Source organism: Phenylobacterium sp. (genome assembly GCF_036677185.1).
Classification (GTDB): domain Bacteria; phylum Pseudomonadota; class Alphaproteobacteria; order Caulobacterales; family Caulobacteraceae; genus Phenylobacterium.
The window spans coordinates 1-12,104 of record NZ_JAKFEN010000038.1 but is presented as its reverse complement, the minus strand read 5'-3'; the positions used below and the strand labels follow the sequence as shown (position 1 = coordinate 12,104).

Annotated in this window: 15 protein-coding genes; all 15 read left to right on the top strand. The window is 69.8% G+C overall.

Annotation, left to right across the window (positions count from 1 at the left end; genetic code table 11):
* Window positions 1-133: 133 nt before the first annotated feature.
* The 15 genes from V6M51_RS19535 to trmB all read left to right on the top strand — a co-directional run bounded on the left by V6M51_RS19535 (window position 134) and on the right by trmB (window position 11,955).
* Complete coding sequence (locus V6M51_RS19535) at window positions 134-607, top strand: universal stress protein (protein ID WP_332769865.1); 474 nt, start codon at window positions 134-136, stop codon at window positions 605-607.
* Between the two features lie 168 nt (window positions 608-775).
* Window positions 776-1,351 (top strand): NifU family protein, encoded by a 576-nt coding sequence (locus tag V6M51_RS19530; protein WP_332769864.1) that lies wholly within the window; start codon window positions 776-778, stop codon window positions 1,349-1,351.
* A gap of 306 nt (window positions 1,352-1,657) precedes the next feature.
* Window positions 1,658-2,116: a hypothetical protein gene (locus tag V6M51_RS19525; protein WP_332769863.1), complete on the top strand. Its 459-nt coding sequence runs from the start codon at window positions 1,658-1,660 to the stop codon at window positions 2,114-2,116.
* Entirely contained in the window at window positions 2,116-2,751 is a 636-nt protein-coding gene (gene tsaB / locus V6M51_RS19520) for a tRNA (adenosine(37)-N6)-threonylcarbamoyltransferase complex dimerization subunit type 1 TsaB (RefSeq protein WP_332770025.1), read from the top strand. Before V6M51_RS19525 ends, tsaB begins: the two co-directional genes overlap by 1 nt.
* Entirely contained in the window at window positions 2,748-3,203 is a 456-nt protein-coding gene (locus V6M51_RS19515) for a GNAT family N-acetyltransferase (RefSeq protein WP_332769861.1), read from the top strand. The genes tsaB and V6M51_RS19515 overlap by 4 nt, the downstream gene beginning before the upstream one ends.
* A gap of 40 nt (window positions 3,204-3,243) precedes the next feature.
* Entirely contained in the window at window positions 3,244-3,651 is a 408-nt protein-coding gene (locus V6M51_RS19510) for a Fur family transcriptional regulator (protein WP_332769859.1), read from the top strand.
* Window positions 3,652-3,654: 3 nt separating this feature from the next.
* Window positions 3,655-4,026 carry a VOC family protein gene (locus V6M51_RS19505; protein WP_332769858.1) on the top strand — a complete coding sequence of 124 codons (372 nt, stop codon included), beginning with the start codon at window positions 3,655-3,657 and terminating at the stop codon, window positions 4,024-4,026.
* Between the two features lie 49 nt (window positions 4,027-4,075).
* Complete coding sequence (gene miaB / locus V6M51_RS19500; RefSeq protein ID WP_332769857.1) at window positions 4,076-5,410, top strand: tRNA (N6-isopentenyl adenosine(37)-C2)-methylthiotransferase MiaB; 1,335 nt, start codon at window positions 4,076-4,078, stop codon at window positions 5,408-5,410.
* Window positions 5,407-6,360, top strand: a complete 954-nt coding sequence (locus V6M51_RS19495; protein ID WP_332769855.1) for a PhoH family protein — start codon at window positions 5,407-5,409, stop codon at window positions 6,358-6,360. The genes miaB and V6M51_RS19495 overlap by 4 nt, the downstream gene beginning before the upstream one ends.
* Window positions 6,357-6,821 (top strand): rRNA maturation RNase YbeY, encoded by a 465-nt coding sequence (gene ybeY, locus V6M51_RS19490; RefSeq protein WP_332769853.1) that lies wholly within the window; start codon window positions 6,357-6,359, stop codon window positions 6,819-6,821. The genes V6M51_RS19495 and ybeY overlap by 4 nt, the downstream gene beginning before the upstream one ends.
* Window positions 6,814-7,689, top strand: coding sequence for a hemolysin family protein (locus V6M51_RS19485; RefSeq protein ID WP_332769851.1), 876 nt, complete (start codon window positions 6,814-6,816; stop codon window positions 7,687-7,689). Before ybeY ends, V6M51_RS19485 begins: the two co-directional genes overlap by 8 nt.
* 4 nt (window positions 7,690-7,693) lie before the next feature.
* The gene (gene lnt, locus V6M51_RS19480) at window positions 7,694-9,256 is read left to right on the top strand and encodes an apolipoprotein N-acyltransferase (RefSeq protein WP_332770024.1); all 1,563 of its coding nucleotides are present in this window, start codon (window positions 7,694-7,696) and stop codon (window positions 9,254-9,256) included.
* A gap of 56 nt (window positions 9,257-9,312) precedes the next feature.
* Entirely contained in the window at window positions 9,313-9,726 is a 414-nt protein-coding gene (locus V6M51_RS19475; protein ID WP_332769850.1) for a helix-turn-helix domain-containing protein, read from the top strand.
* Between the two features lie 239 nt (window positions 9,727-9,965).
* On the top strand, window positions 9,966-11,186 hold the full coding sequence (metK, locus tag V6M51_RS19470) for a methionine adenosyltransferase (protein ID WP_332769849.1): 1,221 nt from the start codon (window positions 9,966-9,968) through the stop codon (window positions 11,184-11,186).
* Window positions 11,187-11,277: 91 nt separating this feature from the next.
* Entirely contained in the window at window positions 11,278-11,955 is a 678-nt protein-coding gene (gene trmB, locus V6M51_RS19465) for a tRNA (guanosine(46)-N7)-methyltransferase TrmB (RefSeq protein ID WP_332769847.1), read from the top strand.
* The last annotated feature ends 149 nt before the right edge of the window (window positions 11,956-12,104 follow it).

Here is a 12,104-nt window from a genome sequence, read left to right as displayed (position 1 = left end):
TCCGGGGGACCCAAGCTGACTCTCCGGATGTGGCTGGCTCGGCTTGGGTCCCCCGGATCAGCCTTCGGCTGACCGGAGGATGACGCGTTTGTTGGTTGTTGCCTTCCCCGCCGCCTAGCGCCACCGTCGCCCCATGAGCCAGCGCAAGTTCCTCGTCATCGCCGACGACAGCCCGGAGTTCCAGGCGGCCCTGCGCTTCGCCTGCCGCCGCGCCCGCTCCACCGGCGGGCACGTGGCCCTGCTGCGGGTCATCGAGCCGGCGGTGTTCGAGCACTGGAGCGGGGTGCGCGAGGAGATCGAGCGCCAGGCCCGCGAGGAGGCCGAGCAGGTCCTGCAGAAGATGGCCGAATATGTGGTGGAGCAGTCCGGCATGGCGCCGGAATTCATCATCCTGGACGCCGACAACACGCGGACGGCTCTGCGCAAGGTGATCTCCGAGGACCCGGACATCAAGATCCTGGTCTTGGCCGCCGCGGTGGGCGGGCGCGGTCCGGGGCCCCTGGTCGCCTCCATCGCCAAGGAAGGCGTCAAGTGGGGAACCCGCAAGGTCCCGGTCACCGTGGTGCCGGGCGACCTCACCGACGACGAGATCGCGGACCTGGCCTAGGCTTTTCCCTCCCCTTTATGGGGAGGGTGGACGATGCGAAGCATCGGACGGGTGGGGTGACCTCGGCAGACCTCCCCACCCCGATCGCTTCGCGATCTGCCCCTCCCCATAAGGGGAGGGAAAAGGGCCAAGCTTGCGATTCCGGCTCCAAAGCGCCACATCTCCTGCATGTTCATCCAGACCGAAGCCACCCCGAACCCCGAGGTCCTGAAGTTCCTGCCCGGCCGTGAGATCATGGCCGAGGGATCGCGCGACTTCCGCAGCGCCGAAGAAGCCGAAGTTTCGCCTCTGGCCACCGACCTGTTCGCTGTCGAGGGCGTCACCCGGGTGTTCTTCGGGACCGACTTCGTCACGGTCGGCAAGGGCGAGGACCTGGACTGGGCCCATCTGAAGGCCCCGATCCTGGCGGCGATCATGGACCATTTCACCTCGGGCAGGCCGCTGTTCTCCGACAGCCAGGGCGACGAGGCCGGCGGCCACGACGACCAGGTCTATGAGGGCGAGACCGCCCAGGTGGTGGCCGAGATCAAGGACCTGCTGGACACCCGCATCCGCCCGGCCGTGGCCCAGGACGGCGGCGACATCCTGTTCAACCGCTTCGAGCCCGAGACCGGGGTGGTCTGGCTGCACATGCGCGGCGCCTGTTCGGGCTGCCCGTCCTCCTCGGCGACCCTCAAGGCCGGGGTGGAGAACATGCTCAAGCACTATGTGCCCGAAGTGACCCGGGTCGAGCAGACGCTCTAGACCGCGACTCAAGTAGGTTGTCGGCAAGGTTGGTCCTTCTCCCCTTGCGGGAGAAGGTGGCCTTGCGGAGCAAGGTCGGATGAGGGGTTTCTCAGAATTTTCCGGTTGGCGGGGCGGCACATGACGGCGGCTGCAGGATCGTCGGATAGGGCTATCGACCCCTCATCCGACCCCGCTCTCGCGGGGCCACCTTCTCCCACAAGGGGAGAAGGACGGCGCTGGCCGCTTTCGGGGCGGATTCTTCTCCTGTCGCTGGCGGTCGCGTCCGCGGCGGCGCCATGCCTGGCCGACGAGGACGACTGGCCGGTGCTGAAGGGCGCGCGGGTCGAGAACCGGCCGCCGGCCGTGGCCTTCGCCGTCTATCGTTCGCTCAGCTACCGCTCGACCGGCTTCGGCGTCTACCGGATGCAGCGGCCCGACGCGCTGAAGCCCTATCTGCTGGCGCGCCGGGTCGAGGCGCAGTCTGGCAAGGCCGAGATCTCCTGGGCGAGTTCTGAGACCTGTCCGCAGCTCGAGCCGGCCCTGGCCGAGCTGGCGCGCCTGCCCACGCCGGTGATCGCGCCGCCCCGGACCAGCCCGGTCGACGATTTGAAGCTCACCCTGGACGGCAGCAGCTATTTCCTCTGGGCCACCGACGCGCGCTGGTCCGCCGGTGACAGCACGGCCGGGATGGAGCTGCGCGCCGTCGACGACTCGCCCGTGGCCGCCTGGACCGAGAAGACCCTGAAGAGCCTGGAGCCCTGCTGGGGCCCGACCCGGCCGTGATCGTCCTGGCCCTCGACACCTGCCTCGGCGCCTGTTCGGCGGCCGTGCTGGACGGCGATCGGGTGCTGGCGTCGCGCGTGGAGCCCATGGCGCGCGGGCATCAGGAACGGCTCGCACCCCTGGTGGCCGAACTGATGGCCGAGGCGGCGACCTCATTCGACCAACTCGACCGGGTGGGCGTCACCGTGGGGCCGGGCTCGTTCACCGGACTGCGGGTGGGACTGGCCTTCGCCAAGGGGATCGGCCAGGCCCTGGCTATTCCGGTGGTGGCGGTGGGCACCCTGGAGGCCCTGGCGGAAGCAACGCCGGGCCGGGTCCTGGCGGTGCTGGATGCGAAGCGCGGCCAGGTCTATCTCCAGGCCTTCGCTGACGGCGTTCCGGTCAGCGCCCCCGACGTCCTGCCCCTCGAGACCGCCGCGGCGCGGGTGGCGGAATTCGCGCCCGACGTGCTGATCGGCTCCGGCGCGGCCCTGTTCGCCGACATGACCCCCTCGGCCCGCGTGGTCGCCGCCGAGCAGGCCGATCCGGCGGCGGTGGCGCGCTTGGCCGCCGCCCGTTCCCCGATCCCGCCCCGGCCGCTCTATCTGCGCGCGCCCGACGCCCGGCTGCCGGGTGGAAAGCTGCCGCCGCCGTGAGGCTGCGCGGCGCCTGGAGTCATGAGGCCGATGCGCTCGCCAGGGTCCACGCCGCGGCCTTCGCCGCCGGCTGGCCGCCCCAGGAGATCGCCGGCCTGCTGGACGGGCCGGGCGGCTTCGCCCTGCTGGTGGAGGATGAGGACAGGCCGCTCGCCTTCATCCTGTGCCGCGCCGTGGCCGGCGAGGCCGAGATCCTCACCCTGGCCGTCGATCCCGCCGCGCGGCGCCGGGGTCTGGCCCTGGCCCTGGTCGAAGCCGCCACGGGCGCGGCGCGGATGGCCGGGGCCGAGTCGCTGTTCCTGGAGGTGGCCGACGACAATCCCGCGGCGCGCGGACTTTACGCCAAGGCCGGTTTCGGCGAGGTGGGGCTGCGGCGCGGATACTACGACCGAGGGGCAAAACCGCCGGCCGATGCCGTAGTGATGCGTCTCGACCTTGGCCCATCGGCCTAGGCGCTCTATCTTGCGCCCACCAAGTCGCCAGGAGCCGTTCGTGGACCGGATCGAGAATCTCTGCGTCGAAAAGGGCATGCGGATGACCGAACAGCGCCGCGTGATCGCGCGCGTGCTGTCGGAAGCCCATGATCACCCGGACGTGGAAGAGCTCTATCGCCGCGCCCACGACGTGGACCCACACATCTCGATCGCCACGGTCTATCGCACCGTGCGCCTGTTCGAGGAGGCAGGGATCATCGCCCGCCACGACTTCCGCGACGGCCGCTCGCGCTACGAGGAGGCCACCGAGATCCATCACGACCACCTGATCGACATGAAGTCCGGGAAGGTGGTGGAGTTCGTCGACGAGGAGATCGAGGCCCTGCAGGAGGCCATCGCCCACAAGCTCGGCTACAAGCTGGTGGACCACCGCCTGGAACTCTACGGCGTGCCGATCGAGGACTAGGGCATGCAGCTGCGGGCCATCGACCACATCAATATCTCGACCCCGCGGCTAGCCGAGACCCGAGACTTCTTCATGTCCGTGCTGGGACTGACCGAGGGTTTCCGCCCCGACTTCGGCGTTCCGGGCCACTGGCTCTACGCCGGCGACCGGGCCATCGTGCACCTGGTGGGGACCACCGAATCCACCACGCCATCGAAGGGCGGGGCGCTGGACCACTTCGCGTTCCAGATCTCCGACTACGACGCCATGGTCGCCACGCTGGACAAGCACGGCGTGTCCTATGCGCCGCTCGACGTGCCGGGGACCGCGATCCGCCAGCTGTTCATCCGCGACCCGAACGGCGTGCAGGTCGAGCTGAACTACCGGCCAGCCTGAACCGGCCATCGCCTTGCGCCCAACTATCCACAGCCCCATAAACCCGGCCATGTCCGTGCCCACCAAGCGCCTCTTCATCAAGACCTACGGCTGTCAGATGAACGTCTATGACAGCGAGCGCATGGCCGATGTACTCGCCCCGCTCGGCTACGCCATGACGCAGCAGCCCGACGACGCCGACCTTGTCGTGCTCAACACCTGCCACATCCGCGAAAAGGCCACCGAGAAGGTCTATTCCGAGCTCGGCTACATCAAGGCCATGAAGCTGGCCCGCCGGGCGGCGGGCGGTGACATGGTGATCGCGGTGGCCGGCTGCGTGGCCCAGGCCGAGGGCGAGCAGATCATGCTGCGCCAGCCGGCGGTGGACCTGGTGGTCGGGCCGCAGGCCTATCACCAGCTTCCCGAGCTGATCGCCCGCACCCACCGGGCCCGCGGCGAGCGGCTGGCCGCCGACTTCGCCGCCGACGAGAAGTTCGACGCCCTGCCGGTCGAGCGCCATCCCACCGGGGTCACCGCCTTCCTGACCGTGCAGGAGGGCTGCGACAAGTTCTGCACCTTCTGCGTGGTGCCCTATACCCGGGGCGGGGAGTGGTCGCGGCCGGTCGAGACCATCCTGGTCGAGGCCCGCAGCCTGGCCGAGCAAGGGGTCCGCGAGGTCACCCTGCTGGGCCAGAACGTCAACGCCTATGCCGGAGAGGGCGGCCTGGCCGGCCTGGCCCGGAGGCTGGCGAAGATCGAGGGCCTGGACCGCATCCGCTACACCACCAGCCACCCGGCCGACATGGACCAGGCGCTGATCGACGCCCATGCCGAGCTGCCGCAGCTGATGCCCTATCTGCACCTGCCGGTGCAGTCGGGCTCGGACAAGATCCTCAAGGCCATGAACCGGGCCCATACCGCCGAGAGCTATCTGCGGCTGGTGGAGAAGATCCGCGCCGCGCGGCCCGACATCGCCATGTCCGGCGACTTCATCGTCGGCTTCCCCGGCGAGCGGGATTCCGACTTCGAGGCGACGCTGAACCTGGTCCGCGAGGTCGGCTACGCCACGGCCTTCAGCTTCAAATATTCCCGCCGCCCCGGCACCCCGGCCGCAGCCATGCCGGGCCAGGTGGCCGAAGAGGTCAAGGACGAGCGCCTGGCCCGGCTCAACGCCCTGCTGGACGAACAGCAGAAGGCCTTCAACCTGAGCCAGGTCGGCAAGGTCCTGCCGGTGCTGTTCGAGAAGAACGGCCGCCATCCGGGCCAGCTTTCCGGCCGCAGCCCCTATCTTCAGGCCGTCCACTGCGACGGTCCGGATCGTCTGATCGGAAAGATCGTTCCGGTGCGTATCGAAGCCGCCGCCAAGATGAGCCTGGCCGGCGTCCTGGAACAGGTCCCCGCGTGAGCAAGCCCCCGGAATTCATCCCCCTCTCCGACGCCGCGGTTCGCGCCGTGGCCGGAACCTCCAGCCGCCACGCCGCCCTGATCGAGGACGCCCTGGACGTGCTGGTGGAGACCCCCGGCGGCGGGGTGGCGCTCAGCGGCGACTCCAAGGCCCGGGCCAGCGCCAAGCAGGTGATCAACGCCCTGGCCGAGCGCGCCGACGCCGGCCACGAGGTCGCCGAGGCCGATGTGCGCGTGGCCATCGGCCAGGCCCGCACGGGCACGGGCAAGGCGCCCGGCGGCCTGCCCACCGGCAAGCGCGGCCAGGTGGTCCCCAAGACTCCCGGCCAGGCGCGCTATCTCCAGGCCCTGGCCAATTGCGAGCTGGTCTTCGGTCTGGGCCCGGCCGGCACCGGCAAGACCTTCCTGGCGGTCGCCCATGGAGCGGGCCTGCTGCTGCGCGGCGAGGTCGACCGGCTGATCGTCTCGCGCCCGGCCGTGGAGGCCGGCGAGCGGCTCGGCTTCCTGCCCGGCGACCTGTCGGAGAAGGTCGACCCCTACATGGCCCCGGTCTGGGAGGCGCTCACCGACATCCTGGGCGCCGAACAGTTCCGCCGCCGCCGCGAGAAGGGTGAGATCGAGGTGGTGCCGATCGCCTTCATGCGCGGTCGCACCCTCAGCCACGCCTTTGTCATCGTCGACGAGGCGCAGAACACCTCGCGCCTGCAGATGAAGATGGTGCTGACCCGGCTGGGGGAAGGCGCGCGCATGGCGGTGACCGGCGACCCCACCCAGATTGACCTGGTCAACCCGACGGACTCAGGCCTGGCTCACGCGGTCAGCCTGCTGGAGGGTGTCCAGGGGGTCGGGGTCAACCGGTTCACGGTGGAGGACGTGGTCCGCCACCCGATGGTCGAGCGGATCGTTCGGGCCTATGATGCTGACGCCGCCAAGCGGGGGCGCGCGATGTGATCGACCTCGAGATCGAAGATCAGGCCTGGCTCGCCGCCGAACCCGACGCGGAGGCCCTGGCCCTGGCCGTGACCCAGGCGACCCTCGCCTATATCGACTTCACCGAGGGTTCGGTCACCCTGCTGCTGACCGACGACCAGTCGGTGCGCGAGCTCAACCTCCGATTCCGGCAGAAAGACAGCGCCACCAATGTCCTGTCCTTCCCGGCGCCGCAGAACCCCGAGCGGCACCTGGGCGACGTGGCCCTGGCCTATGGCGTCTGCGCCCGCGAGGCCGCCGAACAGGGCAAGCCCCTGGGACACCACCTTCAGCACCTGGTGGCGCACGGGGTGCTGCATCTAGTAGGATACGACCACGAGACCGACGCCGAGGCCGAACAGATGGAAGGTCTTGAGCGCGTCATCCTGGCGGGACTGGGGATCCCTGATCCCTATGCCGCCGAACAGGGAGACCATGGCTAACTCCTCCGACGGTTCCAGACCGCCCGAACCCGCCCGGCAGAGCCGGGGCGTTCGGGCCTTCCTCCGCCGACTGCGCGGCAAGGCCGGCGAGGTCCTGGCCGTCCCGTCCGCCAACGGCGCCGGCGGGGCCCTGGTGGAGCAGGCCGCCGCCTTCCAGACCATGCGCGTGGACGACGTGATGACGCCTCGGGTGGACATCGTGGCCGTGGAGCTGTCGACCCCCTTCGCCGAGGTGGTGGAACGGTTCGCCGAGGCCGAGCACAGCCGGATGCCGATCTATCGCGACACCCTCGATGATCCGATCGGCGTGATCCACGTGAAGGACATCTTCAAGCTGCTGGCCGGGCGCGGGAAGCGCCCGGGTCCCAGCGACCTGATCCTGCAGAAGCTGCGCCGCGAAATCCTCTATGTGCCGGGCTCCATGCGCTGCGCCGACCTGCTGCTGCGCATGCAGGCCGAACGCACCCACATGGCCCTGGTCATCGACGAGTTCGGCGGCACCGACGGCCTGGTGACCATGGAGGACCTGGTCGAGGCGGTGGTCGGCGACATCGACGACGAGCACGACGAGGCCGCCGTCGCCAGCGTCACCCCGCGCCCCGGCGGGGTGTTCGAGGTGGACGGCCGCGCGCCGCTGGAGAAGCTGGAGGCGGCGCTGGACACCGACCTGGCCCCGCCCGACCTGGACGAGGAGATCGACACCGTGGGCGGCCTGGTCTCGGCCCTGGCCGGACGCGTGCCGCAGCGGGGCGAGGTCATCGCCCATCCCGGCGGCTTCGAGATCCAGGTGCTGGACGCCGATCCCCGGCGGGTGAAGCGCGTGCGGTTCAAGCCCGCCGCCAAGCCCGAACCCATGGTCGAGGCTTAAGACCCTGAAGCCGCCGTCCGCCTGGCCCGCGCGCCTGCTGGCGCTCGCCGCCGGCCTGGCGGCGGGGTTCGCCCATCCCCCGTTTGGCCTGCTGCCCGGTCTGCTGGGCTACGCCCTGCTGCTGGGGCTGATCGAAACCGAGGGCGCGCGCCCGAAGCGCTCGGCCTTCTTCCGCGGCTGGCTGGCCGGGGTCGGCTATTTCGCCGTCGGGGTCTGGTGGATCACCGAGCCCTTCCAGGTGGACGCCGCCAACCAGGGCTGGATGGCGCCCTTCGCCCTGGCCTTCATGGCCGGCGGCCTGGCCGCGTTCTGGGGTCTGGCGGCCCTGGCCTACCGTTGGGCCGCGCCCAGGGGCCCGTGGCGGGTGCTGGTGTTCGCTGGCGTCCTGGCCGGGCTGGAATGGACACGGGGTCACATCTTCACGGGCTTTCCCTGGAACCTGCCGGGCGAGACCTGGCCGGCTGGCGGGATGATGTCCCAGACCGCGGCCGTGGTCGGCGCCTATGGCCTGACCTGGATCACCCTGGCGATCACCGCGGCCCCGATCCTGATCCTGGACGCCGCCCCGCGCCGGACGCGCGCCGTGGCGGTGGGCCTCGCGGTCCTGGCCCTGGCCGGTGTCCACGCCGCCGGCGCCGTGCGGCTGGCCGCCGCGCCCGCCCCGGCCGCCGACGCGCCGCGGGTGCGCATCGTCCAGGCCAATATCGACCAGAAGGACAAGTGGAAGCCCGAGAACCTCGAGGCGATCGTCGCCACCTATGGTCGGCTCACCCGCCAGGGCGGGGCGACGCCGCAGATCGTGGTCTGGCCGGAGGGAGCCCTGCCGGCGGTGATCGACGACCTGTTGGCGCCGGGAAGCCCCTATGTGGACCGCCTGGCCGGTGCGCTGGCGCCGGGCCAGACCCTGCTCATGGGCGCCAACCGCGCCGGGCTCTCGCCGACCGGCGGGGTGGACTATTTCAACAGCCTGGTCGCCCTGCGCCGCGAGGGGAGCGGGTTCACGGTCACCGGGGTCTATGACAAGCACCGGCTGGTGCCGTTCGGCGAGTTCCTGCCCTTCGGCGACCTGGCGACGCGGCTGGGGATCCGCAGCCTGGTGCATATGCCCGAGGATTTCACCGCCGGCCCCGAGCCCCGGCCCCTGACGCCGCGCGGCCTGCCCGCCGTCCAGCCGCTGATCTGCTACGAGGCCCTGTTCCCGCACTTCTCCGGGGCGGCGGCGCAAAGGGCGGGGCTGCGGCCGGCCTGGCTGCTCAATGTCTCCAACGACGCCTGGTTCGGCGGGGCCAGCGGGCCGCTGCAGCACCTGAACATCGCCAGCTACCGCGCCATCGAGGAGGGCTTGCCCATCGTGCGGGCCACCCCCACCGGGGTCTCGGCCATGATCGACGCCCACGGGCGCATCCAGGCGAGGCTTGGACTGGGTACGGAAGGGGTGATTGACGCGGTGCTGCCCGCGGCCCTGCCGCCGACCCCGTATTCCCGCTTCGGGGACGCCGCCTTCGCCGCGATGTTGCTCGTTTCAGCGGCGATTCTTGCGCTGGGGCGGGTCAGGCGGCGACCTTGAACTGACAGGGTCGTCAATTTTTTGACGGTCAGGCTCCCCTTCGTCTAGGGTTAAGCATGGCCAAGGAAACCAATCCTGCCCCCAATCCGGTCGACCTGCACGTGGGTCTGCGCATCCGCCTGCGGCGCAAGGAGATGGGCGTCAGCCAGGAAAAGCTGGCGGAAGCCATCGGGCTCACCTTTCAGCAGGTGCAGAAATACGAGCGCGCCGCCAACCGGGTCTCGGCCTCCAAGCTCTATGAGATGGCCCGGGCGCTGAAGACCTCCATCGCCTATTTCTACGAAGGCCTGCCCGAGGGCGACGCCGAGGGGTTGGAATCCGTTGAGGCCCGGCCCGGGGCCCAGGCCTTCCTGCTCACCGCCGAGGGCCTGGAGCTGGCCGACACCTTCCCCAAGATCCGCCGCGCCCGCGTGCGTCGGCGCATCCTCGACCTGGTGCGCGCCATGGTCGAGGAGGAGGACGAGGCCTAGACCCTTTCCGGGTCAGGTGGCTTCATCTGACCGGATGAAAAGGGTCTATCTTCCAAAGTTTGGAGCGTGACAGCCGCCTGAACCGGCATCCACTTCAGGCGGTCACGCTCCAGGGACCCTTAACCAAGCGCGGCATGCTCGCGCTTGCGGGATATAAGGATTTCTTTATAGGTTCGCGCCGACGTTCAGTCGGATCGCCCGGAAGCGGTGGTCCGCGCCCATTTTCCGGAGCTATCGTCTTGAGCCGTTCCTCCTACATCTTCACCAGCGAAAGCGTGTCCGAAGGCCATCCGGACAAGGTGGCCGACCGCATCTCCGATACGGTCGTGGACGCCTTCCTGGCCGCGGAGCCCGAAGCTCGGGTGGCCTGCGAGACCCTGGTGACCACCAACCGCATCGTGCTGGCGGGGGAAGTCCGCGCCGGCAAGCCGGGCAGCTCCAAGGCCGAGAGCAAGCAGCTCACCAAGGACATCCTGGCCAGCCTCGAGCCCAAGGTCCGGGCGGCGGTCAAGGACATCGGCTACGCCCAGAAGGGCTTCCACTGGGAAAAGGCCAAGTTCCAGAACTACCTGCACGCTCAGTCGGCCGACATCGCCGTGGGCGTCGACTCGACCGAGAAGAAGGAAGAGGGCGCCGGCGACCAGGGGATCATGTTCGGCTACGCCTGCGACGAGACCCCGGCGCTGATGCCGGCCACGCTGCAGTTCTCCCACGACATCCTGCGCCGCCTGGCCGAGGTCCGTCACTCGGGCGAATGCGAGGCCCTGGAACCCGACGCCAAGAGCCAGGTGACCGTGCTCTATGAGGACGGCCGCCCGGTCGAGATCCTGCAGATCGTGGTCTCCACCCAGCACAAGAAGAAGATCGGCGACCTCGGCGCCAATTCGAAGCGCATCCAGGCGATGATCAAGCCCTATGTGGAAAGCGTCCTACCCGCGGGCCTGCTGACCAGGAAGACCAAGTGGCACGTCAACCCGACCGGCCGCTTCCTGATCGGCGGCCCGGACGGCGACGCCGGCATCACCGGCCGCAAGATCATCGTCGACACCTATGGCGGGGCCTCCCCGCACGGCGGCGGCGCCTTCTCCGGCAAGGACCCGACCAAGGTCGACCGCTCGGCCGCCTACGCCTGCCGCTACCTGGCCAAGAACGTCGTGGCCTCGGGCCTGGCGCGCAAGTGCACCATCCAGATCAGCTACGCCATCGGCGTCGCCAACCCGCTCAGCTTCTATGTGGACCTGCACGGCACCGGCGAGGTCGATCCGGCCAAGCTGGAGCTCGCCCTGCCGCAGATGATCGGCGGCGCCACGCCGCGCGCCATCCGCGAACACCTGGGTCTCAACCGCCCGATCTACGCCCGCACCGCGGCCTATGGCCACTTCGGCCGCCAGCCGGACAACGAGGGCGGCTTCTCCTGGGAAAAGACCGACCTGGTCGACCAGCTGAAGGGTCTCGCCTGATCCATTAGGCGCGCATCGTCTTGAGCAGGGGCCGTCGCGGGACAACGCGGCGGCCTTTGTCATTGCGGCCCCGGCGGGGTAGAGGGCGCCCATGGAAGAGACCGCCCACCCGCTGATGCGTTCCTACGGGCGCATCAAGTCGCGCCCGATCAAGCCGCGCCAGGCCGCCCTGGTGGAGACCCTGCTGCCGCAGATCCGCGCGCCGCAGGCGCCCTTCGATCCGCGCGAGCTGATGCCGGAGGCGCGAGAGGTCTGGCTGGAGGTCGGATTCGGCGGCGGCGAGCACATGGCCGCCCAGGCCGGCCGCGCGCCCGAGGTGCTGATCATCGGCTGCGAGCCGTTCCTCAACGGGGTGGCCAGCGCCGTGCGCCACGTCTCGGAACAAGGGCTGAAGAACGTCCGCATCCAGGACGGCGACGCCCGCGAACTGATCGGCCACCTGCCGGACGCCTGCCTCGAGCGGGTCTTCGTCCTGTTCCCCGATCCCTGGCCCAAGGCGCGGCACCACAAGCGGCGCATCCTGCAGCCCGAGGTTCTGGAAGACCTGGCCCGGGTGCTGAAGCCGGGCGGGCGCCTGCGCTTCGCCACCGACGTGGCGGGCTATGCCGACTGGGCGCTGGAGCGGGTGCTGGCCTCGCCGCACTTCGCATGGCCGGCGGAACGGGCCGACGACTGGCGCACGCCGCCCGCCGACCACATCACCACCCGCTATGAGGAAAAGCGCTTGGGCGACTGCGCCCCGGTGTTCTTCGACTTCGTGCGGAAATAGGGCCTGCAGTTCCTCCCCCAGCGCGCAGCGCGATTTGGGGGAGGTGGATCGTCGCCTCTTCGCGACGAGACGGAGGGGGTTGAAGCGCACAAGAGCGAGTCAAAGTCCCCCTCAGTCAGCTTCGCTGACAGCTCCCCCAGGAGGGGAGC